Source organism: Flavobacterium sp. LK-23 (assembly GCF_058135255.1).
The window spans coordinates 61,310-87,529 of record NZ_JBYUVT010000012.1; the positions used below are offsets into that span (position 1 = coordinate 61,310).

The window sequence follows — 26,220 nt, forward strand, 5'->3', positions numbered from 1 at the left end:
TTAGTTAGAACTGCATTTTCTATTTTCTGGTCTGAAATACCAAGAAACTACAGTTAAAACAATTAATAATACAGGTCCAAAAAGTGTTGAAGCCTCATCTTTTATAGCCAAATGCGACACTACAGCTCCAGACATTGCAAAAAAGAAGCCTGCATATGCCCATTCTTTCAATACACCAAATTTAGGAATCAAAATTGCGATAACGCCCAAAAGTTTCCAAACTCCTAAAAGCGTTAAAAAATATAGAGGATAGCCTAAACGTTGTATCATTTCTGCCTCTTCTTTCATTGGTATAAGTTGTACAATACCGGTAGCCGTCATTCCTAAAGCCAGCCAAAGTGTAGCAATCCAATAAATAATTCTATTACGTTTTGTCATAATTATTTTATTTTAGTTACAATTTCTTCTAGTCTATTATGTGCCATGTTCAAACCTTGAGCAAAAGGCAGTTTCAATTGCGTCACTCTATGTTCGATTGATTTGTAAATAATCTGCATTGTTAATTTACTCGTGTCATCTGTTAGTTTTTCGAATTCAAGAAACTCCAACTGAGGCGCAAAATTGATATTTTCCATCTCAAAAGTGCGCACTATCTTTTGGTTGGGAACAAAATCATGAATAACACCATTGGCTTTAAAAACTACATTTCCATTAGCATCGCTTGTCTCAAACTCCCAGCCACCATATTTTTTATTTTCGAGTCTCAAAACTTTTGTTCCCATCCATTGTGCTACAATTTCAGGATCTTCATAAGCTTTAAATAATAATTCTACAGGCAAATCAAATTCTCTTGTAATCACAAGGTCATGCCTGTCGTCTTCAGCATGAATTTTGGTTTTCTTTTCCATGGTTTTATTTTTTGTAGTTTTTCATAATTGATTCTAACTTATTAAAACGATCATCCCACATTTTTCTAAAAGGTTCGATGAATTTGTCAATTTCTTTCATTTTTTCAGGATTTAAATGATAATAAATTTCTCTTCCGTTTTGTGTCTGATGCAATAATTCGCATTCGTTTAGAATTTGAATATGCTTTGAAATCGTCTGTCTTGACGAATTAAAATTCTCGGCAATTGCCCCGGGAGTCATAGCCTGAATGGCAACTAAACTTAATATAGCTCTTCGAGTAGGATCGGCTATTGCTTGAAAAACGTCTCTTCTAATTTCCATTACGCAGTTATTTGACTGCAAATATAATGAAGTCATTTGACTGCGCAATATTTTTTTTAGCTTTTTTTCAAAAAGAAAACCTTCAAACTTATCAATTTGAAGGTTTTACGTATGCTTTTCATTTAGATTAATCTAAACCAGCAAACTGAAAAGGTTTTGTTTCTTTGAAGTTTAGAAGAGAATCTCCTGCGTAGTTTTCATTATTAGCGAGACTCAATTTCTTGATTTTTCCTTTTTCACTAAAATCAATTTTACTGAATTCGACCCAAATTACATTCGGATTTAAAACGTTGTCAAAATAATAAACCAAGTTTTTCTGGTCGGCTACCGTTCTCCAACGCGTAGATGAGATGTTAGGCTCAGTTTCAGACGAAATCCCAAGAGGAACAGAACAATTTCGAATTACACCAAAAACACTAGCCAACGCCGTTCTTGTATTATCTGTCTTTGGAATTGCATCAATATAATAGGAAGCCCGTACAAAGCGATCTGCTGCGCGATTCGTTCCAGGAAGCATAATCGTGCCGGGAATTCCTTTCCAATACGCATTGATTGCCAATTGCTGATCAAAAATTGGAGAATTGGTCATTGCCACATATTTTCTATCATGATGAATCACCAGTTTACCATTTATATATTCAAAAATAGCATTGTCTCCACTAGAATCAGAAATAGATAAATGGACTGTAGCAAAAATATTGGTTCCTGGAATATGTGAAGAGGTAATTACAAAATCGTTTTTTTCTAATGCCGACACCGTTTCTGCAACTGTCGAAAAATTATCCAAAACATATTGAAGCCATAAAGAAACCGCCAAGCCTTTTACTTTTCCATTTTTCTCAAATGCAGGATATTGCGATTCTACAAGCCATAAAAGATTGCCTACAAGTCCTTTTTCGTTCATTCCATCAGAAGAAGCAATATCCCAAGAACTCGTAATAACGCTTCCATATTTGGATTTCCATTTAATAGAACTCGTTCCGGCTTCTCCAGCTCTTTCAATTCCGCGAGGAAAAATCCATAAATTGGCAGGAATTTCTCCGCGCCAATCCATTGAACGTGCTGTAATAATTGTTCCGTTCAAACCTTCGTAAACAACTCTTGTACAAGGAAGAACAGTTTCGGTTATTAATAAGGTAAATGCAAGTAGGACGGGAAAAATTCTGTTTTTTGGCTTCATAAAATTTTTAATTTTAATTAAACGTTCAATTTGAATTTCATCAGTTTTTACTGCAATTTACGGAAATTTTAATTTAATATTTTGAATATCAAATTAATACTAAAGAAAAACGCCAAGATAATTCTTAGCGCTAATTGTTTTCGTTTTAAAGTGAAATACTTTTTCCGATATTAATTTGTTCCAAAAACGACTGATCGTGCGAAATCACAATTAAAGTGCCTTGGTATTCATTGATAGCCGCAGTAAGGATTTCGATATTTTGAATGTCCAAATTGTTTGTTGGCTCATCTAGAATGATAATTTCTGGTGCTTCATCGCTAATCGTTAGACAACATAGCATTAAACGCATTCTTTCGCCACCGCTTAACGCATTACAAGGTTTGTTCCAATCATTTCTAGAAAATAAAAAACGATTTAATCTCATTTTGATATCGTGTTCTTCCAAACCAGAATCGTTAAAAATCTGAGCTTGCTCATAAATTTTCAAGTTTTGATTTAATAAAGAATAATCCTGATCGATGTAAATTGCTTTTTTGGCTAAAGAAGTAATTTGCCCTTTTGTTGAATTCAACTCGCCCAGAATAATTTTAATTAAAGTAGTTTTTCCAGAACCATTTAATCCCTTTATTGCCAAGCGATCACCAGACAGAATTTCAAAACTTAGATTTTCATTCCAAAGATCTTTCTCGCAATAACTATAATTGATTTCTGAAGCTTTAAAAAGCGTTTTTCCCTTAAGAAAAGAAGTATTATTAAAACCAAATTTCATTTGATCTATAGCGGGAAGCGACGAACGCAGGTTCCTTAAATCTTCAGAAATACCACTTATTTTTTCAGCATGAACATCCTTGATCTTTGAACTGCTGTTTTCGGCTTTATTTCGAAGTGTATTCATCATAATTCTGGCAACACCCGATTTTTCCTGTTTCTTTTTTCCTCTCGAATCTAATTTGTTTTGGCGTTCGATACTTTCTCGTTCTTTTTCTTTGGCTTTTTTCAATGCCTTTTCTTTGCTCTGAACGTCTTGTTCTAAAGCATTATTTTCTACTTTTTTCTGTTCGCTGTAAAAGTCATAACCGCCACCATAGACCGAAATTTCATCTTTTGTCATTTCTAAAGTCTTATTCAGAATATTAAGCAAAGTTCTGTCGTGGCTTACAATTAAAAGCGTGATTGAGGTCGATTTTATAAAATCGTACAATAATGTTCTTGCCGCAAAATCTAAATGATTACTAGGTTCGTCCAATAAAACCAAATCGGGTTCATGAATCATAATTCCTGCCAGAAATACTTTTGTCTTCTGTCCGCCACTTAAAGTTTCCATTTTCTGGTTTAAATCCAGATCATGCAATTGCCAATAGGAGAGAGCTTCATTACAGCGTTCTTCAATTGTCCAATCATCATCCAATAATTGAAGATTTTCTTCGGTTACTACACCTTCAAGTATTTCTTTAAGTGAAGCTATTTTTTCCTTTATTTGCAAAGCTTCAGCAATCGTCAAGTCATTAAACTGACCGAATAATTGCGGAACAAAATAAGGTTTAGAATCCTGAATGATTTGCCCTGAAAAGGGTTGCAATTCGCCAGCAATAATTTTTAATAAGGTTGATTTTCCGACACCATTATTTCCGACCAAAGCGGTTTTGTCGTGATGGTTTAGCGTAAAGCCAATGTTTTGAAACAGCATGTCTTTATTCTCATGCTGATAAGAGATATTTTGAAGAATAAGCATAATTCCTTTCTTTTATAGATAAATATTCTAGCCATCACAAAATCGTGATCGCTTACTCAATTTTCCTGAAAGAAATTATTTTTCACATATAGGAGTGCTTATTTAAGTAGTGCAAAGATATTTATTTTAGTTTTAAAAATCAAAAAACCATTCTTTACAATTGTAGTGAATGGTTTTTTGTATCAAATTACAAGGTAATTTGTATTCTAAATTTTATCAAATGTTAGTTTGGCTTCTTTGGTATCTAAAATTAATTTATCATCTGTGATCGTGCTTTCACAAACATATGGTGTTCCAACTTCGTCTTTAATAACAAGTTTTTTACCTTTTTGACTTAACGCGTAAGTTCCGTCTGTGATTTCACGAAGCAAATATCCAGTAACATGCCCATCTTCAGTAAAAGTAAGCATCCCATTGGTTAAAATTGCATTTTTTGTAGAATCAGAAACGGTTTCTTTTGGTTCTACGGCACTAACTTTCCATGAATTCACAAGCTTGTCTCTTTTACGATGACATGAAACAATTAATACAACGACAGCAATGGCAATTACGAGGGTAAATAATTTTGAGTTTTTCATGATTTTGTGATTAAAAGTTAAACAGGAAAAAGTTACAAAAAAAAATAACATTAAAATATTCGTAATCAAATATTTATAAAGATTTTTTTTACTTCTAAAAATGAATTGCTTTTAATACAGAAAGTCTTTGTTTTCGGTGCTTTTGCTGATAACCAGTCTTTTACAAATTAACTATTAAAAGCGTCTTAATTGGACAAACTGACTTTTAGAGGCTACTAATTAAGTGTTAAAGCTCCTAAAATTTCCTCGTACATGAATGGACCTCCAGGATAAGTTGCGGTATAATCCAGATTCATCCAGACCTGTCCGCGCTCGTCTATGTGGTAGTGGAGTTTTTTGCCGTAGCTTTCTTTTACAAAAAGAACGTTTTTGATAAGATAATTGACTTTTTCCAAATCGATCATCGAACCAATTAAAATTTCAGGATAAATGTGCCCTTTGGTATGAATAAGGCGAGGAGTTCCGCCAATAGAACGCACAGCTGCAGCCATCAAAATAGAGTGATCATCACAATCGCCTGAGAAATACTCAAGTGATTCACTGGCGGTTGCGATATAATCACCGTCTTTTGGATCGTTTACATAATTCCATCTGCCGTTTATTTCTTTAAAAACAGCAAAACACTGAATTATGGTACGATAATCTGAATAACCTCTAATGCCTTTAAAATGCTTTGAAGTTGCCATGATAGCAAAGTTTCGCACTTTAGGGTTCTGATATTCAATAGCATTTAAAATCTTTGATTTATTAGGAAATGGAAGCAGTTTTGCCACAATAATATCCTGCGGATATGGATTATCTGACATGGTATAAATCATAGAATTGTAATCTTCTGAGATTTCGTTAAAACCATAATTTCCAATTACCGATCCGTAAAATAGAATCAACAAATAAACTGCAACGCACAGAATAATAATTGTTCTAAGATACATCAGAAGAAAAAACACAGTTGCAAAAACAAAAATAAAGATAAATATACGATCTAGATTGAATGCCCACTCTAAATCGATCAAATTTTGATGCAGTATGATGAAAATCGGTATGGTGATCAAAAGACTCAACAGCGAAATAATAATCCTATCCCACGGCGATTTCACCTGTAGTTTGGATTTTAAATGCGGTAAGTCAATTTTAGGGAATTTCATCATACGAATCAAAAAGCAGTATTTACAAAGCTTTTACTGTTTCTACAAAAATACTTTTTTTATCAATAATTCCCAGATCAAATAATTGATTTTGAATTTTATTAAAAGATTTTTCTGTCAAATTTTTCTGTGACCACTGAGTCAGTTTCAACCATTCTTTAATATCTTCTGCTTTTTGATTAAACAGTTCAGATAATTTTTTGTCGATTTCTGGGATTTCTTTAAAATCAACCGTTGTTTTGTTGATTATTTTAAGAATCGTCTCTACCGTTTTGGCATTCTTTTTTAAGAACTCATCACGTCCTACAATAATAAATGAAGGCCAAGGAGTAGGGCAGTCGTCAATTCTTCTAAAAACACCTTTATCTACAAGCGGTTTAGTCATAAAACGTTCCCACATAAAATAATCGGCTTTTTTATTGGTCAAAGCGTCTACAGCACCATCTATTGTATTTACAATTTCAAATTCGAGATCATCCATTTCCCAGCCTTGCTCATTTGCATTTACATAAGCCATTAATTGCGATCCCGATCCTAATCTGGAAATAGCTGCTTTTTTGTTTTTAAGATCTTTCAACGTCTGAAAATCAGATTTTGCATCAACGTGAATTCCCCAAATTAAAGGAGATTGCACATAAACCTGAACAATTTTGCTCGGATTTCCAGCTGCAATGTCTTTTAAAATTCCTTCGGTTAAAATAACAGCAAGATCTGTTTCTCCGTCTCGAAGCATTTGACACATTTTCCCGGTTCCCTCGGGTACATTTGTCCATTGTAAATCGATGTTCTCTTCCTCAAATTCGCCGTTTTCGATACATAGATGCCACGGCAAATTGAAGTGTTCCGGAACACCCGCAATTTTGACAGTTTTCATTTATTTTAAGTTTAAGTTAAGTTGCTTGGTATGCGTATGCGTAATCTTATGGTTAGTTTTTTATTCGTCAAAATTGTTTTGACACATAAAAATATCACTACTTTACAATATTTACTTTTCCTACAAAATTAAAAGGATATAGTAAAAAGCAATGTTTTTATGTATTCAAATTTTTAATTTTTTAATAAATCTGCTCGGTGCTTTTCTGAAAGACAAGGTTCTGCAAATTCGATAATGTCTTGTGATTCGTATTCGTTCAGAAGGCTTCTTACCAAAGAATAATCAATATCTTTGGTGATTTCTGCCGCAAAAAAAGTTTCATTTAATCCTTCAGACAAACAATTTAACGCTTTTAATTTCTCCCGAATGATTTCTTTATCAAAACCTTTTTCTAAAACTGCAACCTGAATAATCGAGTTACCAGAATTTTGGATCGTTTTCCTATGCATAAAACGTTCTTCTGTTTCGTCATATTCTGCATAAAAAATGTCATCAGTAGCAATTAAAGGTCCAAAGAACGGAATATTATCCAATTTAAAAAGTCCTTTTTCCAGATCTATAATTTCTGCCCACATGGTTTCAGACACTACTTCATCTAGATAATCACTATAATATTTAAATAATATTTTTTTATGAGTTTCCTGTTCCATTATTCAATTTCGCTAATTACAGCTTTTAAAGGTGATATTACAATTCTATAACCATCTGGATCCTGAATCATTTTTCCATTTTCATTCCAAAATGGATTCAGCGATGGTATAACTGCAATATTCTGTTGCGTTAATTTATTTACTAATTTATCATAATCTGCAATAGTTTTAGGATATAATACCATTGCGTCATCTTCATCAAATGTATGCTGGGCCGTGGCTTTAGATTGAGTAAACTCAAAATGCCAGTCAAAGCCTGGTTTTCCAATAAAGACGCCATCATAATTATGATGATTTTCAAATCCGCCCAATCGTTCAAACCCGAGTATATCGACATAAAAATTCTCTATTTTCTCTAAATCATTCGTATGTCGTGCCACTCGTAAAAACATAAATTCTATGATTTTATTTGATTAATATGATGTTCCAAATGTTCTACATAATCGGTCATTAAAAACCTTAAATCAATTACAGATTCATCGCTTAAAATAATTTTATAATCTAAAGCATTTTTGTCTACAGATTTCATGATTCTAACAATCTGATTGTTTATTGAAAACCACAACTGAGTCAGGTCCTTAATATCTGTTTTCTTATACTGATTTAAATTTACTAAATCGATCTGATTGTACGGTCTGTGACGATATGGTTTTTCCGAATAATTAATCTCTGTAAAACGTACCAGATTATGGATTGCAGAATCTATCAAATGACCTAAAACCTCTTTCTTAGACCATTTGCCAGGATTTTTTGCGTCTAAAATTTCATTCTGTATTGTTGGAATATAATTTACATTCTCATTCAATAACTGCTCAAATTTGAGAATAACACTTTCCATCAAGTTCTAATTAATTAGTTTCCTGCCAATTTATTTAATGTATATGCAATAAGCTCATCTACTGCTTTATACGGATCTTCACTAAAAGTTCCGCTAGCACGATTTGCAATAATAGCATTCAGCGATAAAGCATTGTGACCTAACAGAGCCGAAAGCCCGTAGATTGCCGCAGTTTCCATTTCTAAATTAGTGATTTTAGTTTCATTAAAACTAAAATTATCCATTTTGTTATTCAATTCTTCATCTTGAATATTCAAACGTAAAACTCTTCCTTGAGGACCGTAAAATCCTCCAGCTGTTGCCGTAATTCCTTTAAAAATTTTATCTGATTCTATTAGTTTTTCTAATTTTTCAGAACACTGCGTTACGTAAGGTTTTCCTTTTTTTGGATCCCAGTTTGTATGTTCTACAAATGCATCTTCAATTTCTGTAATCGAAACGTCGTCAATTAAGTAGGAGCGAAGCATATTGTCTAATCCCAATCCGAATTTTGACATCACAAAGCTATCAACTGGAATATCTTCCTGCAAAGAACCCGAAGTTCCAATTCTGATAATGTTTAAAGAAGTCAATTTTTCTTTTGGCTGACGCGTTTTTAAATCAATATTTACTAACGCATCCAATTCGTTTAGCACAATATCAATATTATCAGGGCCGATTCCTGTAGAAACTACCGAAATTCTTTTACCTTTATAAATACCGGTTTGGGTTTTAAATTCTCTTTTTTGAGCAGAATGTTCGATCGAATCGAAAAATTGAGTGATTTTTTCTACTCTATTTTGGTCACCAACAAATATAATGTCGTGTGCTATATGTTCAGGACGAAGGTTTAAGTGGTAAACGCTTCCGTCAGGATTTAGTATTAATTCTGATGATTGAATCATTTTTTTAAGTTGCTAAGTTTCTAAGATGCTAAGGTTCTGAGTTTTTAATCTAAAATCTATATTCTAAAATCTAAAATCATTAGCCTCCTACACGTTTGGTTTTGAATCCTTTTTCTTTTAGGATTGCCATAATTTTGTCTCTATAATCGCCTTGAATTATAATCGAATCGTCTTTAAAAGTTCCTCCAACGCTCAATTTGGTTTTAATTTCTTTGGCTAAGATTTTAAAATCTTCATCAGAGCCTTCATAACCTTCAATTATAGTAGTTGGTTTTCCTTTTCTTTTTTCAAATTTACAAATCATTGGTTCTTTCTGAACATAAAGAACGTGTTCCTGTTCTTCAACTTGCTCAGGTTCATTCGATTCTACGTGATCTGGAAATAAGTTTTTTAATTGATCTTTAAAGTCCATATTTTTTTATTCTAAAAATAAATTTCAAGCATAAAGATATTTAAAAATTAAATTCCAAACCCCAAGAAAAACTTGGAATTTGGAATTTTTAATTTAAAATTTATGTAAGTTTATTTTTTAATTAAACCTAATTCTACTAAACGTTCGTATAAGAACTCTCCGGCAGAAATATCTTCATATTTCTTCGGGTTTTCTGCATCAATACAATTTTCAAGGCAATCCAAACGCATATCGCTTACTGGATGCATGAAAAATGGAATCGAATAACGTGAAGTTCCCCACAATTCTCTTGGCGGATTTACAACTTGATGAATTGTAGATTTTAATTTGTTGTTGGTATGTCTAGATAACATATCTCCAACATTGATCACCAATTCGTCATCTTCAGCAATAGCATCAATCCAATCGCCATTGTGGTTCTGAACTTGCAATCCTTTACCTTGAGCTCCCATTAATAAGGTAATCAAGTTAATATCACCATGAGCTGCTGCACGAATTGCGTTTTCTGGCTCAGAAGTAATAGGTGGGTAATGGATGGGTCTTAAGATTGAGTTTCCTTCTTTTGCATAATTATCAAAATAAAACTCATCTAAACCTAAATGTAAAGCCAAAGCTCTTAAAACATAAACCCCAGTTTTTTCTAGTTTTTGGTACGCTTCTTTACCCACTACATTAAAACGTGGTAATTCGGTAACTTCAACATTGTCTGGGTATTCTGAAGCCCATCTTGAATCTTTGTCAACGTATTGACCAAAATGCCAAAACTCTTTTAAATCTCCTTCTTTGCGTCCTTTAGCATGTTCTTTTCCAAAAGAAACATAACCTCTTTGTCCGCCGATTCCAGGAATTTCATATTTATGCTTAGTCTCTATTGGCAAGGCGAAAAAATTTCTAATTTCACCATAAAGTTCGTTTACCAATTGATCATCAAGGAAATGACCTTTTAAGGCAACGAAGCCAATGTTTTCAAATGCACTGCCGATTTCATTTACAAATTTTTGTTTACGTTTCGGGTCGTCCGAAAGGAAATCACGTAAGTCTACACTAGGAATGTTTTGCATACTTTACATTTTTTATTTTAAAAGATAAAAGGTGTCATAAGCACCTTTCGCTAACAAAGGTAGATAATATTTTAGAAAATAATCTTAAGCTCAGGCATTAAAAGCAGATTTCTTATTAAAATTTTATAGCATAATCCAATAAAATTGGCGCAAATTGTTATATTTGAAACACTAAAAAACAAAAATTTTCATGATTTTTTACCGACAAAACCTTACTAACACCGAGTTATTAGATTTATATAAAAAGATATTAAAGCCAAGATTGATCGAGGAGAAGATGCTGATCCTGATACGACAAGGAAAAGTCTCTAAATGGTTTTCTGGAATAGGACAAGAAGCCATTGCCGTTGGAGTAACTGCCGTTTTAGATCAGTCCGAATACATTCTTCCAATGCACCGAAATCTTGGCGTTTTTACAACAAGAGAAATCCCGCTTCATCGTTTATTCTCGCAATGGCAAGGAAAAGCAAATGGTTTTACCAAAGGAAGAGACAGAAGTTTTCACTTTGGAACGCAAGAATACAATATTATCGGAATGATTTCGCATTTGGGTCCGCAGTTAGGAATTGCTGACGGAATCGCACTTGCGAATAGACTTCAAGACAATAAAAAAATTACAGCAGTTTTTACTGGAGAAGGCGCTACAAGCGAAGGAGATTTTCACGAAGCTTTAAATATTGCCGCCGTTTGGAAATTGCCTGTAATGTTTATCATTGAAAATAATGGCTACGGACTTTCAACTCCGACAAACGAACAATATGCGTGCGAAAACCTTGCCGATAAAGGAATTGGCTACGGAATTGAAAGCTGGATTATTGACGGAAATAATATAGTTGAAGTTTATAATAAATTGTCTCAGCTAAAAAAGGAAATGCAAGAAAATCCGCGTCCTATTTTGTTGGAATTTAAAACGTTCAGAATGCGCGGGCACGAAGAGGCGAGTGGTACAAAATACGTTCCTCAGGATTTAATGGATCAATGGGAACTGAGAGATCCTGTTACCAATTACAGAAAATATCTAACGGATAACGGAATTTTAACGGCAGAACAAGACGAACAATTTCACGCTGATATAAAAAAAGAAATTGATGAAAATTGGGCGATGGCAAATGCAGAACCTGAAATAGAACCAACTTACAGTGGAGAATTAGATGATGTTTATAAACCATTTCAATATGAAGAATATACACATAACTCTGATTCTACAAATATTCGTTTTATAGATGCCATACGAAACAGTTTGGAGCAATCTATGTGGCGTCATAAAAACTTAGTTATTATGGGGCAAGATATCGCCGAATACGGTGGAGCCTTTAAAATTACAGATGGTTTTGTTGATGCTTTTGGAAAAGATAGAGTACGAAATACGCCAATTTGTGAAAGTGCCATTGTTTCGACAGGAATGGGATTATCAATCAACGGATTTAAAGCAATTGTAGAAATGCAGTTTGCAGATTTTGTTTCAACCGGATTTAATCCAATTGTAAATTTATTGGCCAAATCTCATTATCGCTGGGGCGAAAATGCCGATGTTGTCGTTCGTATGCCTTGCGGCGGAGGAACTCAGGCAGGACCATTTCATTCGCAGACCAATGAAGCTTGGTTTACTAAAACTCCAGGTTTAAAAGTCGTTTATCCTGCATTTCCTTATGATGCAAAAGGACTTCTAAACACCTCTATTAATGATCCGAATCCAGTTTTATTCTTCGAACATAAATTATTATACAGAAGTATTTATCAAGATGTTCCAACAGACTATTACACTATTCCTTTAGGTAAAGCGGCGTTGGTTAAAGAAGGAAATTCTGTTACCATTATTTCATTTGGAGCACCTGTTCATTGGGCTTTAGACACTTTGGCAAAGCATCCAGAAATTGATGCCGATTTAATTGATTTAAGAACTTTACAGCCTTTAGACACTGAAACCATTTTTACTTCGGTAAAAAAGACAGGAAAAGCTATGATCTACCAAGAAGACACTATGTTTGGCGGAATCGCAAGTGATATTTCGGCTTTAATTATGGAAAATTGCTTCGAATATCTTGACGCCCCTGTAAAACGTGTAGCGAGTTTAGATTCTCCAATTCCGTTTACAAAAGCACTTGAAGATCAGTTTTTACCAAGAAACAGATTTGAGGAAGTTCTCCTTGAGTTACTAAGATACTAAGTCTCTGAGATGCTGAGTTGCTAGGACGCTAAGAAAAAAACTTAGAATCTTAGCAACTTAGAACCTTAGAAGCTTTAAATAAGAACTACCAAGCGTTTCCCATCAGAAAGTTCTGCATTCCACATTTTCTCAATATCGTTTAGATTTACCGTTTCAATATTTACTTTTAGTATATTTTTTGAAGCCAAAAGAAACATTTCAGGAAGTATTTCAGAAAACAACAATTTGACTTCTTCTTTTGTCCAGCTTCCTAATCCTGAACCGGATAACTGAAGATCAACGCTCCGTAAAATCTGCGCAGATAATTGAATAGTATCTCCAGACATTGAGCCTACAGAAACATATCGCGTTTTATGTGTAAAGTTTCCATTTCCTTTTAAAACAGAAAGAATAAGTTCTGCCGAATGTCCCCATAAATAATCTATTACAATATCTATTGGAGTATTTTTATGGATTTCTTTTAACTGAGAAACAAAAGATTCATCCTCTTGTTTTAAGGAAACAATTTGATCTGCACCAATTTCTAAAAGATTTTTAAGGGCTTTTTCGTTTCTTCCCGTAACAATAATATTCTTAGCTCCGTAATGTTTTGCAATTTGAACTGCCATTTGTCCTGTAAAACCAGTTGCTCCATTTATTAAAACGGTTTCACCAGGCTTTATTCCAGCTCTAAAACGAAGCGCCATTGCCGAACCTGCAACTGCATTTGGCATTGATGCGGCTGTTGCATCGTCAATTCCGTCTGGCAAAACCACCATTCGGTTTTGCTCTACTAAAGCTTTTTCGGCGATTGTTCCTGAGATTCCGCGGGCATAAACTCTTGTTCCGTTTTCTAGAACTCCAATTCCGTCACTTCCAACTATAAATCCGTTTTGATTTTCTTTTTCCGAAGAATAATGATCTCCACTTGCAATGCCTTTATCCAGATTTGTAATGGCTACGGCTTTTATCGAAACCAAAATTTCGTTTTCATTTGATGCAATTGGTTCCGGAAACTCTGCATATTTTGGCAATTCGCCTTTTGTATAAACTACTGCTGCTTTCATAATTGTTAAATTTTATGAAGCAAAATTAGGAAGCCGTTTACGGGCAGACGATAACATTTGTTATCAAATTTTTCTTAAACCATATAAGTAATATAAGGTAGTTTAAGTTTGACTTTGACTTATATTAAAATGTCAATTATTTTTATTTACTGATTTACTTTTTAATCTGCTTAAATGTACAGTTGTTATGCCTAAATAAGAAGCGATATAATGTTGCGGAACACGCAATATGATTTGAGGCCTTTCTTTAATTAAATTAATATATCGCTCTACAGGCGAGTCTTTTATAAATGAAACAAAATACTTCATATAATCAAAAGTACGCTCAAAAAGCATACTAATGAGCCTATCTCTCAATTCTCGAATTTCTTTGATTTCTTCTAGAATTTTATCCAGATCATTTTTATGAATCCACCACAAAATTGAAGGCTCAATCGTTTCTATATTTGTCGGACTCGGAAGTTTCTTCATAAAACTTTCGATAGAAGCAACACTCTGATTTTCAAAAAAGAATTGCGTAGTCAGATCTTTTCCGTTATTGTTAAACCAAACCCGAATACAGCCTTTTTCGATGATATAAAGTTTTTTGGAAAGTTCGCCTTCTTCTAAAAGAGTGGTTTTCGCAGGAACTTCAATACGATTAAAATAACCGACGTATTCGTTCCATTTTTCTTCTGATAAAGGAAATTTGTTTCGGAATTGGTTGAACATTTTTTGATTCTAATTTGATTCCACTTCAAACAATTGCACCTGATTTTTCAATCTATCAATCAATAAATTCATCATTCGTTTATTTAGATCAGAGGAGTTTTGAATGTATGTATTGTATTCCTCTACAGTAAAAAGCGCCATTACAATTCCTTTTAAAGAGTTTCTGAATTTTATGTCTTTCTGAATAGAATTTTCGATGGTCTGTAGTTTCTTTTCAACTGAATAAGAATAGAAATCAGGTTTGTTTTTGTTTACATAATTGATGAAAACGGCAATGAATAAGTCGTTTTGGAGTTTTAAAATAGGCCTGATGGTCTGGTTTTGAAAGATCTCATCTGCTGAAGATTGAGCACTTACCGTTCCTAAAGTTTCGCCTCTGAATTCTTTTAAAAAAGTGTCTCTATCTTCCATGTTTTTTTCTTTTTAGTTTTATTTAAAGTTAAAGAAATAATCCCATAGTAAAAGCCTATTTTTGTTTTTATAAAAATAAATTATGAGATTATTTCTGTTTCTCTGCTTATTACTAGCTTCTTGCAATTCTAAAGAAGATAAAGAAAAATACAATCATCAATTATATCGTGCTGTAAACAATAAAGACACAGCGGTTTTGGATATCCATATAAATGACAAACGTTTTTACGGACGCTATGAAATTATTCATTACGGAACCGGAAAAGATTCTGGCGATGTACGAGGAGATTTAAGAGGCGATACGCTTCGAGGTGATTATCATTACATTTCGTTTGGCGGTGCTTGGAAAAGAGTTCCATTGGCCCTTTTAAAGAAAGACGAAAAGCTTTATCTAGGAAAAGGAGTAATCGGAACTTATTTTAATCTTCCGTGTTACGTCCCAGAAGTTCCAATTGAGTATCATAATCCTGAATTTCTGTTTGAAAGGATAGAGGAGAAGTAGTTTTTTTGTTTCAGGTTTCAGGTTTCAGGTTTCAAGTTTCAAGTTGAAGTGGATTGTGTGTTTTACCGCAAAGCACGCAAAGTTTTTTTTGTATTGGAGTTTAATAAAAATGCAAAGTTCGCAAAGCTTTATCAAAAAACTTTGCGAACCTTGCGTAACCCTTTGCGCTCTTTGCGGTTAAATATGCGCAATCTAAGTCAACTTGAAACTTGAAACCTGAAACAAAAACTAACTCAACGTAGAAGGCAATTCAAAAATTTCAAGATCAAAATATCGTACCGAAGCCATAACATGATCGAAAATATCAGCCATAATGTACTCGTAATTGGCCCAACGTTTATCACTAGAAAACACATAAATTTCTAAAGGAACTCCATGTGCAGTTGACTGTAATTGTCGGCACATGATATGCATATTTTTGTTCAATCCTGGATGATCATTTAAATATTGCATGATATATTTTCTAAACAAACCTAAATTGGTCATGTTTCGGCCATTTAGCGAAAGCGTTTTATCAATTCCTCTAAGATCATTGTATCTATCAATTTCCGCTTGACGGCTATCTATATAAGAGGTTATCAGTTGTACTTTTTTTAGCTGATGCAAATCTTCATCATTCAAAAAACGGATCGTACTGCTTTTTATTAAAACATGTCTCTTGATACGTCTTCCATCAGATTTCTGCATTCCGCGCCAGTTCTGAAACGAATCTGAACTTAATGCATACGTTGGAATTGTGGTGATGGTATTGTCGAAATTTCGAACTTTTACCGTTGTTAGATTGATTTCGATTACGTCTCCATCGGCACCAAATTTATCCATTGTAATCCAGTCGCCAATACGAACCATATCGTTTATGGCAACCTGAACACTCGAAACAAATCCTAGAATTGTATCTCTAAAAATTAAGATGATAATGGCCGAAAGTGTTCCTAAAATGGTTAATAATTCGCCTTTCTTAATTCCGAATAAAGTCGAAATGATCATGGCAACCCCAAAAATCCAAAGCACAATCATAATAACCTGAACAAAGCTGTCAATTGGCTTGTCGCTATATTCAGGCTTTTGTTTTAAGTAATCTCGTAACGAATTAAAAACCGTTCGAACAATCCACAATCCAAGTAATACAATATAGATACCGACAATTTTTCCGAAAATCGATTCCCAATATTCATATTTGTCCAAAATAACGGGAACGGCTTTGTATATAAAGAAAAACGGAATTAAATAAGCGGTATATCTTGTTGTTTTGTTCTGGATTAAATAATCGTCAAACTTGGTTTTGGTACGTTGCGCAAAAACAGCGGTCAAAGTGACCAAAAGAAATTTGGCTGCGTAATAAATTACATAAGCCAATGCTATTAAAATAGCGATATTAAAGATCAGACTGGTATAAGACGCAACATTACGGCTCATTCCCCAATCTCTAAAAACAGGATATAAAAAATTAAATATTTTCTCCAAAAGCTTATGCATTTGCTTTAGTTTCTAAATATTTTTTCTCGATGTAAAAAGTTCCAAACGGAATAAGAGAAGCAACTAGAATGATTGCAAATGTTTTTAAGTCCCAATTCATTGATTTTTTCAATAAAAAGGCTAAAAGAATATATCCGATAAATAGAACACCGTGTGTCATTCCTAACGGACGTAATAATGTATGGTAAAGTTCAGGATTATTATTTTTGATAATCAACATATTAGCAAATAATACTAAATAAGAGATTCCCTCTAAAATGGCAGTAATTTTGAAAATCTTGAGCATGTATATATTTTTTAAGTTTTATGCCAGCAAAATTAAGGATTCTGGATTGATTTTAGGATTTAAAAAACTCAAAATTTAATACGTTCAATCGCCTTAAAATTCGAATTTGGAATTTAAGAATTTGGAAATTATCTTTACTGTATGAGTAAAAGAGATTTAAAAAAATATTTAGGCGAATTAACGAAAGAACAACTCGAAGAACAATTGATAGAATTGTACGAGAAATTTACTCCTGTAAAAGTGTATTATGACTTTGTTTTCAACCCAAAAGAAGACAAATTGCTTCAGGATGCAAAAGTCAAAATCTCGCACGAATATTTCCCTATTAAAAAGCCTGGAGCAAAATGGCGTCCAAAAGCTAAAATGCGAAGATCGGTTGCTCAAAAATTAATTAAGCATTTTATGATGCTTGGAGTAGATTCTTATATTGTTGCAGATATTATGCTTTACAATATCGAAATTGCACAAACGTTTTCTTCGCAAAATTTCATTAAGCAGGAATTGTTTTACAAAAGCATCCTTAATTCTTTCGAGCAAGCGGTAAATTTTGTTGTCTCAAACGGAATTTTTAACGATTTTAAATTGCGAATTAATGCAATTCAGAACGAAACTTCCGAGCAAAAATGGAAAAATAAGTACGATTTTGAGGCAATTTTGGAAAAAATCGACTATTAAAACCCTTTCTCATAAAAAATCTTTATTTAAAAAAAACATTTATTTTAAGTTAAAAGAAGATGAATAACTGTTTTTTCGATGTATTTTTGCAAAAATCCAAAAATAAACAATGTCTCAAAACACTTTAGAAATACAAAGAGAAGAGAAGAAAGAACTGTATGCATACCAAAAAGGCGATATTGACGCTATTTTTGACCGTTTAGACAATGCTCCTCCAAAACACCACTTACTGTATCAGCTTCCAACAGGAGGAGGAAAAACAGTAATATTTTCTGAAATCGTTCGCCGCTATTTATCTCATAATGATAAAAAAGTGGTGGTTTTAACGCACCGAATCGAACTTTGTAAACAAACCTCAAAAATGTTAACTGGTTTTGGTGTAACAAACAAAATAATCAATAGTAAAGTAAAAGAATTGCCCGATCAGAATGATTTTTCTTGTTTCGTGGCGATGGTTGAAACTTTAAAAAACCGTATTAACGATGAAAAACTTCATCTAGATAATATCGGTTTGGTTATTATTGATGAGGCACACTACAACTCATTTAGAAAACTATTAAACTCATTTAAAAATGCTTTTATTCTTGGAGTAACAGCAACGCCTTTGAGTTCGAACATAAAATTACCAATGCACCAAAGTTATAACGAACTTATTGTGGGTGATACTATTGGTTCTTTGATTGAAAAAGGTTTCTTGGCAAAAGCTACAACTTACAGCTATGATGTTGGTTTGACTTCGCTAAAAGTGGGTATCAATGGAGATTATACTGTAAAATCTTCAGATGATTTGTATACGAATACTTTGATGCAGGAAAAACTGCTTCATGCCTATACAGAACGTTCTTTAGGAAAGAAAACATTAATTTTCAATAACGGTATTCATACTTCATTATATGTATATGAAACGTTTAGAGAAGCGGGTTACGATATTCGTCACTTAGACAACACAAGTAGTTCTGAAGAGCGTAAAGACATTCTGCAATGGTTTAAAAAGACTCCAGATGCTATTTTGACTTCTGTCGGAATTTTGACAACTGGTTTTGACGAACCAACTGTAGAAACTATTATTTTGAATAGAGCAACAAAATCATTGACGCTATATTTCCAAATGATTGGTCGTGGTTCTCGTAAATTACCTGGAAAAGATGAATTTACAGTTATCGATTTAGGAAACAACGCCGCTCGTTTTGGTTTATGGAGCGATCCTGTAAATTGGCAGCATATTTTTAAATCGCCAGAGTTTTATTTGGAGAATCTTCGTGATGATCATGAAATCGAGATGTTCTTTAAATACAGTATGCCACCAGAATTGCGTGCCAAATTTAGCAAAACGGCAGACGTTAGTTTTGATGTTGATGAAGAACACAAATTAATCATCAAACAAAATCTTCGCTCAAAAGTGGTTTTAGACAAATCTTTAGATCAGCATGCCGGAATGTGTGTAGACAATACAGAAACACTTCAGGAAGCAAAAATGCTAGCTAAAGAATTAGAAGATGATATCGAAGACCGTATCAAACGTTATTCTAAATGTTTGAGCCAATGTAGTAAAAACTACCGCGAATGGCTGGTTGACGATTACAAACAAAGATTGACTTTATTGATTGGAAAAAAATATCGTGAGAAAATCATGAACGAACCGGATTGATAATTTAAAAGTTTAATTGTTTCAGGTTTCATGTTTCAAGTTATTGGAATCTAAAACATTATTTATAATACAAAAGGAGAAATCGCATTTCAGTGTAAATGTAATTTCTCCTTTCAACTTATTAAGTTTCTATGTAACTTGAAACATGAAACGTGAAACAAAAAAAACTAAAAAAAAATGTCTAAACCATTCTCAACATTAGGACTTTCAGCTCCAATTTTAAAAGCTTTAAGCGAATTAAATATTGTTGAACCAACAGAAATTCAACAAAAAACAATTCCGTTATTTTTGAGCGAAACCCATGATATTGTTGGTTTAGCAAAAACAGGAACCGGAAAAACTGCTGCTTTTGGATTGCCTTTGTTACAATTGGTAAATGCAGAATCAACAATAGTTCAAGCTGTAATATTAGTTCCAACGAGAGAACTGGGACAGCAGATTTTTAGAAACTTAGCAAGTTTTTCAAAATATATTCCTAATATATCTATTGCTTCAATTTGCGGAGGAACTCCAATAAAACCACAAATCGAAAGGTTAAAAGAAGGTGCTCAAATCGTAGTGGCAACTCCAGGACGTTTAATCGATTTAATTCAGCGTAAAGCAATCGATTTAAAACAAACCGAATATTTGGTTTTGGATGAAGCCGACGAAATGGTGGCCATTCTTAAAGAAAGCTTAGACGAAATTGTTGCGGAACTGCCTAAAAAGCACCGTACTTTATTATTTTCTGCCACACTTCCCGGAACCATAAAACAGCTGATTCAGAATTATTTGAACAAAAATGTGGTTCAGATAAGTGCCAATATGGAAACTGTTGGAAATGAAGGAATAGACCACGAATATATTGTAGTAGATCCGATTGAAAAATTGGAGGTCTTAATGCATTTCTTAAATTCTAGAGACGGCGAAAGAGGAATTATTTTCTGTAAAACTAAAGCTGCTGTTAATAAATTAGCTAAAAATCTGGCCATCAATAAATTTTCTTCGGGAGCACTTCACGGAAGTTTGACACAGGGAATTCGTGATCGAATTATGGAACAGTTTCGTGAAGGGCATATCAATATTTTGGTTGCAACCGATTTGGCTGCGAGAGGAATCGATGTAAAAGAAATCTCGTATGTAATTAATTATCACTTGCCTGACACTTACGAAAACTACGTGCATCGAAGCGGAAGAACAGCAAGGGCGGGAGCAAAAGGACTTTCTTTGACGGTTTTACAGCAAGAAGAAGTTTTTGAAATTGCTGATTTTGAAAGAGAATTAGGAATTAAATTCTCTGAATTTAAAAAACCTTCAGCAGCAAGTCTTGAAGAAAACAATATGCTTTTGTGGGCAAAACAAATCTTCAAAACAAAGCCCAATCATGAGCTTTCGCAAGATTTGAAAACGAGAGTAAAAACCGTATTCCATCATTTGACAAAAGACGAACTAATCGAGAAATTAATAGCAAGTTATGTCTTACAGAACAAAATCGATGTAGTTGAAAAAACAGTTAAAAAATTCAAAAAGTAATAAATATGACAATTGTCATTGCATATTAAAGTTGTATATTTATAAGGAATTATTTTATAATCCTACTTAATACAACATATATGAGAATAGTCATTATTGGAGGGGGATTTGCAGGAATTAACCTAGCAAAAGAACTTGTAAATCAGCCTCAAATACAAGTAACACTTGTAGACAAGAATAATTATAACTTTTTCCCACCACTTATATATCAAGTTGCTACGGCGTTTTTAGAACCTTCGAGCATTAGTTATCCTTTTAGAAAATTTTTTGCAGGTAAAAAAAATCTAAGCTTTCGTCTTGGCGAATTATTATCTGTTTCTCCTGCCGAAAAGAAAATCACTTTAAGCAACGGAGAACTTGAATACGATTATCTTGTTTTTGCCACTGGTGCAGAAACGAGTTATTTTGGTATGGAAAACGTAATGAAAAATGCCATTCCGATGAAAACCTTAAATGATGCCATCGTAATGCGTAACACATTGCTTAAAAACCTTGAAAAAGCAGCCATATGTAAGGACATGCGAAAAAGACGTAAATTACTTACAATTGTAGTGGCGGGAGGGGGGCCAACAGGAGTGGAGGTTTCTGGAATGTTTGCTGAAATGAGAAAAAATATTCTCCTTAAAGAATATCCAGAATTGGATACTTCTGCAAGCAATGTTTATTTGGTTGATGGTGGAGACGCACTTTTGGCACCAATGAGCAAAGATTCACAAAAAGATACTCTGGAGGCATTGACAAAACTTGGAGTTGTTGTAAAACTGAACACTAAAGTTGTTGATTACGTTGATGATACAGTAGTTTTTGAAAATGGAGAAACCATTAAAACCAAAAACTTAATTTGGGCTGCCGGTGTTTCTGCAAAAATCTTTGAAGGAATTCCGAAAGAAAGTTACGGACGTGGCCGACGCATGGCAACTGACGAATACAATAAAGTAAACGGTGTAGATAATATCTATGCAATTGGTGATACAGCAATTGCATCAGGAGATAAAAATTTCCCTGATGGACATCCACAAGTTGCTCAGGTTGCCATTCAGCAAGGTTTAAATCTGGCTAAAAATTTCAAAGCCATGGTAGTCAATAAACCTCTTAAACCATTTGCCTACAAAGACAAAGGATCTATGGCTATTATAGGAAAAGCAAAAGCTGTTGTAGATTTACCTAGTCCAAAATGGCATTTTAAAGGTTTCTTTGCTTGGATCATTTGGTTGTTTATACACTTAATTTCGTTGATCACTTACAGAAACAGATTAAATACATTCTGGAATTGGATGGTTGCTTATTTCGCAAAAGATCAATCGCTTAGAATGATTATTAGACCAGATAAAAAGACACAAAATTAGGTTTTGTAAAATTCCAATAAATTTTAAAAATTCCAAATTTTAAAAATTCCAAATTTTTGAAATTCCAAATTCCAATTTATAGAAAAGCCAAAATCTTTTGATTTTGGCTTTTTATATTTAAACTATTGAAGTTTTAGTTTTGGAATTTGGAATTTCTTTTTTTGGAATTTAAAACTTTTAATGTCCTATCATTATATCGTCGCTATCTGACAATTCAACTTTTTCTTTTATAAATCGTTTTCCGATATTTAAAATAATAAATGCCGTAATAGTTGTAGTGGTCATAATGGCAACCATAGGTATTACAGAACTTTTTACAAAAACACCAACTGCAAACGAGGCCAAAGCTCCAATTCCTAGCTGAATTGCGCCCATTAATGCAGAAGCACTTCCGGTATTTTTAGCAAAAGGAGCAAGCGTTAAGCCAGCCGTATTTGGATTTGAGATTCCTAAACAGGCTAAAAACAAGAACAACATTCCGATAGTTTGGTATAATCCTAAAAGATCATTTAAAGCCAAAATCAAGAATACGATACTAATAGCAGATTGCGAAATTAAAGCTCCAAAAATCATTTGTTCGCTAGAAAATCGCTTTAGCAACATAGAATTTAACTGACTAGAACCAATAAAACTAACAGACATTAGAGCAAAAATCCATCCGTACGTTTTAGCGTCAACCTTATAAATATCCATAAAAACTAGAGGCGAAGCCGCTACATAAGAAAACAATCCCGAAAATGCGACTGCTCCAGTAAAGGCATAAGTATAAAATTGAGGCTCTTTTAAAACTAACAGAAAATTAGATATAATCGGTTTTGGTTTTAAAGAAATTGAAGTATCTGGTTTATAAGTATCTGGAAGTCCGAATTGTGAAGCTGCCAAAATCAAAATTCCCATGAACATCAAAATAAAAAATACAGCGTGCCAGCCTAAATCTTCTGTAACATAACCGCCAACAGTTGGTGCCAACATTGGAGAAAGCCCAACAACCAACATTAAAAGTGAAAACACTTTTGGAATATCTTTTACAGGAAATAAATCACGAACCATTGCTACAGAAGCAACTGTGGCAGCACAGCTTCCGATAGCCTGAATAAAGCGCAGCAATATAAATGAATCTATATCAGCAACATAAATGCATCCTAAAGAAGCGAGAATATATACCAAAAGTCCAATAAATAACGGTTTTTTACGTCCAAAACGGTCTAATAAAGGTCCATAAAGCAATTGTCCAGCCGAAATTCCGATGAAATAACTGGATAAACTCATAGAAACTTTAGCGACAGTAGTATTTAAATCTTTCGCAATTCCTGAGAAACCAGGCAGATACATATCTATTGAAAAAGGACCTAGAGCGGTTAAAGAACCTAATATGAGGATGAGCTGAATATATTTTTTTGTTGTCATTATATTAAAAAAGGGCTTATAATTTTTTGCAAAGGTAAAGATTTCATACCTTGTTATAGAACTTGAAGAAGTTTAAAACAATAAATTAAAGTAATCGCGAAAATTATTGAGCGTAACTATCTATTAATCTTTAAATTAAGAAAGTATGAAAAAGTACCTTTTGTTATTAGCAGTTTTATTTACATCAATTTCATTTGCTCAAACTATTACGTCAAAACAAGAAGAAGCCAGCGTTGAGCAGTACGAGCTTCTTAAAAAAGTGAATCAATATTATCCAGACATTACATTAAGTAAATCGGTTACCAATTTTTACGCTGATGGAAAAATTATCGATTCGCAGCAAGATTTCGATTTAAGAGGAACAAAATTTTCTAGTTACAAATTAGGTATTGAACCAGGAAACAAAAAAGTAAAATTTGATTATACTTCTAGTGAAGCGGGTCATGTGTATGGCGACGTTACTATTTTTAACGGAAATGCTTTACGAACAACTTTTAACGAAAAAAACAATCAAATTGATGTTTCGTTAAACGGAAAATCGGTTTATTTGAAAAAATTGTAAATTTTAAAAGATTTAGAAAAAGCATCGCAAATTTGTGATGCTTTTTTGATTTATATTTGGTTCAGATTCTAATAAAACAAATTACAATGAAAAAATTTCTTTTCCTGGCATTTTTAATTTCCTTGCAAGCATTCTCACAGCAAAATAAATTCTCAGGAACTTGGGGAAACCAAAAATGTAAAGACTGCAAGAAAGAGTATATTTTTACAATTACGATTGCACAATCCAATTATAAGATTTTTGGAACCGCCGAAGTTACAAGCGATCATAAAGAATTAAACTCAGGAATTTTGGAAGTTTCCGGACATGTATATCCGCATGGCGATAAAGCTCAAATAAAATTGAAAGATAAAAACGGAGTTACATCTAGCGCAGTTTTATTTGTAAAAGATGAAGTATTGCAATTTAATAAAAATGGCGGAGGTGATATTGTACCAAAAGATATGATTTTGAATAAATTGTATGAATAACATTCTTTTGTGTTATTAATTAATCATCTTTAAACTATGAGAGAAGAAGCTATAAAATTTATATCTGAAGTTATAAAGCCTTGGGAAATTCTTAATATGAAATTTTCAACACCTTTATCGATGAATCCTGCAATAAATGACTTTATAACTTCTGCAAATGCATTAACAATCTCAATAAAGCATTTACCTGAAGCATTAATACAAGCTAGGCCTTATGACTTAGCTCAAGAAAATAGAGCCTATGAAATCTTACATGATTTGGCTGATTCAATTAAGCATGGAGCCAATAATTTGAGAAATCAAGGAAGAAGATCAACTATAGATGTTTCGACAATGTTTGAAAGAAATTCTGATGCAACAGTTAGATTTTTAAGAAATAGAATTGCAATAATGCATAATACATATGGTAAAATTGATTTTATGGAATGTACAATGGAGGCTTCAAAGTTTATTGCTGAAAAACTTGATGTAAGAACTGATTGGAATCCGCAAATAATCAATAAAAAAGGCGAATTTTCGAACGAAATAAATGTTCATGCAAGCGCCGAAAATCAAGTACATTGGCAAGCAATGAAAATAGAGTTTGTCGAATTTGAATCTGATGGAAATTATAAAAATGTTGATTTGAATGGTGAAGTATTATTCCAATTAACGGTTGATGACCAACTAAGCATTGGTTAAATGATTTGAATCTAGTTAAACACATAAAATTTTAAAATAAAATGAATAAAAGAACAGATATGTTTTAGAAAAATTATTGAAAGAAATTCAAGAAGCTAAAGACGAAATTAAAAATGGAAAAATTATCCCACACAGTGAAATGATTAAAAGGATAAAAGCAAAAAAAGAAAAGTCATTAGAATAAATTTTAAATCACTTTTTGTCAGTTATCGTAAAAAAGCAAAGGGCTTTATAAAAGCAGTGAGAGAAAAAAGTAACAAATATGAACAAGAATTTAAACGGTCTGATTTTACAAAGCCCTGAGCCTCAATCTCAACCATTTTATTTTGACCTATAATTTATATTATGTAAAATAGAATATTTTAAAAGCTGCCCTACAAATACGCTGTACAACTTTTAGTTTAAAATGTTTTCATTTAGCGGAAATTTATCATCCTTGCTTCTAGAGTTATATTTTGCTTGAGAGTTTTACTTTTTATTTCTAAAATTAAAATCTCTGAGAATGCGTTGTATGATTTTATTTTCCAAAAATTCTTAAATATTGAAAATTTGAATTGCTAGATTATACAGTTTGTATTCTAAATTAAAATCGCTCATAAATACGCTGTATGATTTTTATTTTCAAAAATTCTTAAATATTAAAAATTTAGCGCGCTGGATTACCAGTTTATTTTCTAATCAAAACATTTTTCTTAAATTCAATTGTTCATAAATTCGCTATATGATTTTGGATGTAAAATAATTTCAAATATCTCAGTATTATCAATCCGGTTAATTATTGTTGCTCAGAATAAAT

At 32.9% G+C, this 26,220-nt stretch carries 29 protein-coding genes; 9 read left to right on the forward strand and 20 right to left on the reverse strand.

Features of this window, described 5'->3' with window-relative positions; genetic code table 11:
* The 14 genes from AC3Y25_RS16980 to AC3Y25_RS17045 all read right to left on the reverse strand — a co-directional run bounded on the left by AC3Y25_RS16980 (window position 1) and on the right by AC3Y25_RS17045 (window position 10,524).
* Window positions 1-378, reverse strand: a complete 378-nt coding sequence (locus AC3Y25_RS16980; protein ID WP_489903549.1) for a DoxX family protein — start codon at window positions 376-378, stop codon at window positions 1-3.
* A 2-nt stretch (window positions 379-380) separates the two neighbouring features.
* Window positions 381-848: an SRPBCC domain-containing protein gene (locus AC3Y25_RS16985; RefSeq protein WP_489903550.1), complete on the reverse strand. Its 468-nt coding sequence runs from the start codon at window positions 846-848 to the stop codon at window positions 381-383.
* Window positions 849-852: 4 nt separating this feature from the next.
* Window positions 853-1,170 carry an ArsR/SmtB family transcription factor gene (locus tag AC3Y25_RS16990; RefSeq protein ID WP_008464153.1) on the reverse strand — a complete coding sequence of 106 codons (318 nt, stop codon included), beginning with the start codon at window positions 1,168-1,170 and terminating at the stop codon, window positions 853-855.
* 127 nt (window positions 1,171-1,297) lie between these two features.
* Window positions 1,298-2,350 (reverse strand): linear amide C-N hydrolase, encoded by a 1,053-nt coding sequence (locus tag AC3Y25_RS16995; RefSeq protein ID WP_489903551.1) that lies wholly within the window; start codon window positions 2,348-2,350, stop codon window positions 1,298-1,300.
* 145 nt (window positions 2,351-2,495) lie between these two features.
* Complete coding sequence (gene abc-f, locus AC3Y25_RS17000) at window positions 2,496-4,082, reverse strand: ribosomal protection-like ABC-F family protein (RefSeq protein ID WP_489903552.1); 1,587 nt, start codon at window positions 4,080-4,082, stop codon at window positions 2,496-2,498.
* Between the two features lie 206 nt (window positions 4,083-4,288).
* The gene (locus AC3Y25_RS17005; protein WP_250836136.1) at window positions 4,289-4,660 is read right to left on the reverse strand and encodes a hypothetical protein; all 372 of its coding nucleotides are present in this window, start codon (window positions 4,658-4,660) and stop codon (window positions 4,289-4,291) included.
* 215 nt (window positions 4,661-4,875) lie between these two features.
* Window positions 4,876-5,808: a transglutaminase-like domain-containing protein gene (locus tag AC3Y25_RS17010; protein ID WP_250836135.1), complete on the reverse strand. Its 933-nt coding sequence runs from the start codon at window positions 5,806-5,808 to the stop codon at window positions 4,876-4,878.
* Between the two features lie 19 nt (window positions 5,809-5,827).
* A complete protein-coding gene (locus tag AC3Y25_RS17015; RefSeq protein ID WP_250836134.1) occupies window positions 5,828-6,679 on the reverse strand; it encodes a substrate-binding domain-containing protein in 852 nt (283 codons plus the stop codon).
* 173 nt (window positions 6,680-6,852) lie between these two features.
* A complete protein-coding gene (locus AC3Y25_RS17020; protein WP_379801359.1) occupies window positions 6,853-7,329 on the reverse strand; it encodes a DUF4265 domain-containing protein in 477 nt (158 codons plus the stop codon).
* Window positions 7,329-7,721 carry a VOC family protein gene (locus tag AC3Y25_RS17025; protein WP_489903553.1) on the reverse strand — a complete coding sequence of 131 codons (393 nt, stop codon included), beginning with the start codon at window positions 7,719-7,721 and terminating at the stop codon, window positions 7,329-7,331. The genes AC3Y25_RS17020 and AC3Y25_RS17025 overlap by 1 nt, the downstream gene beginning before the upstream one ends.
* Window positions 7,722-7,726: 5 nt before the next feature.
* Window positions 7,727-8,167, reverse strand: a complete 441-nt coding sequence (locus AC3Y25_RS17030) for a DinB family protein (protein ID WP_489903554.1) — start codon at window positions 8,165-8,167, stop codon at window positions 7,727-7,729.
* A 14-nt stretch (window positions 8,168-8,181) separates the two neighbouring features.
* Window positions 8,182-9,051, reverse strand: a complete 870-nt coding sequence (locus tag AC3Y25_RS17035) for a nucleoside phosphorylase (protein ID WP_379801362.1) — start codon at window positions 9,049-9,051, stop codon at window positions 8,182-8,184.
* A 79-nt stretch (window positions 9,052-9,130) separates the two neighbouring features.
* Entirely contained in the window at window positions 9,131-9,463 is a 333-nt protein-coding gene (locus tag AC3Y25_RS17040) for a translation initiation factor (RefSeq protein ID WP_057117964.1), read from the reverse strand.
* A gap of 110 nt (window positions 9,464-9,573) precedes the next feature.
* Window positions 9,574-10,524 carry an isopenicillin N synthase family dioxygenase gene (locus AC3Y25_RS17045; protein ID WP_489903555.1) on the reverse strand — a complete coding sequence of 317 codons (951 nt, stop codon included), beginning with the start codon at window positions 10,522-10,524 and terminating at the stop codon, window positions 9,574-9,576.
* A 190-nt stretch (window positions 10,525-10,714) separates the two neighbouring features.
* Between AC3Y25_RS17045 and AC3Y25_RS17050 the strand changes: the two genes are divergently transcribed.
* Window positions 10,715-12,691: an alpha-ketoacid dehydrogenase subunit alpha/beta gene (locus AC3Y25_RS17050; protein WP_489903556.1), complete on the forward strand. Its 1,977-nt coding sequence runs from the start codon at window positions 10,715-10,717 to the stop codon at window positions 12,689-12,691.
* Window positions 12,692-12,765: 74 nt separating this feature from the next.
* On the opposite strand, the gene AC3Y25_RS17055 is transcribed toward AC3Y25_RS17050, so the two are convergent.
* The 3 genes from AC3Y25_RS17055 to AC3Y25_RS17065 form a co-directional block, all read right to left on the reverse strand.
* A complete protein-coding gene (locus tag AC3Y25_RS17055; protein WP_489903557.1) occupies window positions 12,766-13,737 on the reverse strand; it encodes a quinone oxidoreductase family protein in 972 nt (323 codons plus the stop codon).
* Between the two features lie 132 nt (window positions 13,738-13,869).
* Window positions 13,870-14,448, reverse strand: a complete 579-nt coding sequence (locus AC3Y25_RS17060; RefSeq protein ID WP_489903558.1) for a Crp/Fnr family transcriptional regulator — start codon at window positions 14,446-14,448, stop codon at window positions 13,870-13,872.
* Window positions 14,449-14,457: 9 nt separating this feature from the next.
* The gene (locus tag AC3Y25_RS17065; protein ID WP_379801366.1) at window positions 14,458-14,859 is read right to left on the reverse strand and encodes a glyoxalase; all 402 of its coding nucleotides are present in this window, start codon (window positions 14,857-14,859) and stop codon (window positions 14,458-14,460) included.
* Between the two features lie 82 nt (window positions 14,860-14,941).
* Here AC3Y25_RS17065 and AC3Y25_RS17070 point away from each other — a divergent pair, with 82 nt between their 5' ends.
* Window positions 14,942-15,361, forward strand: a complete 420-nt coding sequence (locus tag AC3Y25_RS17070; RefSeq protein WP_489903559.1) for a hypothetical protein — start codon at window positions 14,942-14,944, stop codon at window positions 15,359-15,361.
* Window positions 15,362-15,589: 228 nt separating this feature from the next.
* Here the strand turns inward: AC3Y25_RS17070 and AC3Y25_RS17075 are convergent, their stop codons facing one another.
* Together AC3Y25_RS17075 and AC3Y25_RS17080 are read right to left on the reverse strand one after the other, a co-directional pair.
* Window positions 15,590-16,837 carry a mechanosensitive ion channel family protein gene (locus tag AC3Y25_RS17075; protein ID WP_379801367.1) on the reverse strand — a complete coding sequence of 416 codons (1,248 nt, stop codon included), beginning with the start codon at window positions 16,835-16,837 and terminating at the stop codon, window positions 15,590-15,592.
* A complete protein-coding gene (locus AC3Y25_RS17080; RefSeq protein ID WP_095929318.1) occupies window positions 16,830-17,123 on the reverse strand; it encodes a DUF3817 domain-containing protein in 294 nt (97 codons plus the stop codon). The genes AC3Y25_RS17075 and AC3Y25_RS17080 overlap by 8 nt, the downstream gene beginning before the upstream one ends.
* Window positions 17,124-17,264: 141 nt before the next feature.
* Here AC3Y25_RS17080 and AC3Y25_RS17085 point away from each other — a divergent pair, with 141 nt between their 5' ends.
* From AC3Y25_RS17085 to AC3Y25_RS17100, 4 genes are all read left to right on the forward strand, one after another.
* Complete coding sequence (locus AC3Y25_RS17085; protein WP_489903560.1) at window positions 17,265-17,798, forward strand: DUF6155 family protein; 534 nt, start codon at window positions 17,265-17,267, stop codon at window positions 17,796-17,798.
* A 109-nt stretch (window positions 17,799-17,907) separates the two neighbouring features.
* Window positions 17,908-19,446: a DEAD/DEAH box helicase gene (locus tag AC3Y25_RS17090; RefSeq protein WP_095929316.1), complete on the forward strand. Its 1,539-nt coding sequence runs from the start codon at window positions 17,908-17,910 to the stop codon at window positions 19,444-19,446.
* Window positions 19,447-19,623: 177 nt separating this feature from the next.
* Complete coding sequence (locus tag AC3Y25_RS17095) at window positions 19,624-20,958, forward strand: DEAD/DEAH box helicase (protein ID WP_489903561.1); 1,335 nt, start codon at window positions 19,624-19,626, stop codon at window positions 20,956-20,958.
* Between the two features lie 80 nt (window positions 20,959-21,038).
* Window positions 21,039-22,304, forward strand: coding sequence for an NAD(P)/FAD-dependent oxidoreductase (locus AC3Y25_RS17100; protein ID WP_489903562.1), 1,266 nt, complete (start codon window positions 21,039-21,041; stop codon window positions 22,302-22,304).
* Between the two features lie 177 nt (window positions 22,305-22,481).
* Here AC3Y25_RS17100 and AC3Y25_RS17105 read toward each other — a convergent pair whose 3' ends face one another.
* Window positions 22,482-23,711, reverse strand: coding sequence for a multidrug effflux MFS transporter (locus AC3Y25_RS17105; protein WP_489903563.1), 1,230 nt, complete (start codon window positions 23,709-23,711; stop codon window positions 22,482-22,484).
* Between the two features lie 145 nt (window positions 23,712-23,856).
* Between AC3Y25_RS17105 and AC3Y25_RS17110 the strand changes: the two genes are divergently transcribed.
* From AC3Y25_RS17110 to AC3Y25_RS17120, 3 genes are all read left to right on the forward strand, one after another.
* The gene (locus tag AC3Y25_RS17110) at window positions 23,857-24,273 is read left to right on the forward strand and encodes a hypothetical protein (RefSeq protein ID WP_250836118.1); all 417 of its coding nucleotides are present in this window, start codon (window positions 23,857-23,859) and stop codon (window positions 24,271-24,273) included.
* Window positions 24,274-24,359: 86 nt separating this feature from the next.
* Entirely contained in the window at window positions 24,360-24,743 is a 384-nt protein-coding gene (locus tag AC3Y25_RS17115; protein WP_095929341.1) for a hypothetical protein, read from the forward strand.
* A 36-nt stretch (window positions 24,744-24,779) separates the two neighbouring features.
* The gene (locus AC3Y25_RS17120; protein WP_489903564.1) at window positions 24,780-25,424 is read left to right on the forward strand and encodes a hypothetical protein; all 645 of its coding nucleotides are present in this window, start codon (window positions 24,780-24,782) and stop codon (window positions 25,422-25,424) included.
* The last annotated feature ends 796 nt before the right edge of the window (window positions 25,425-26,220 follow it).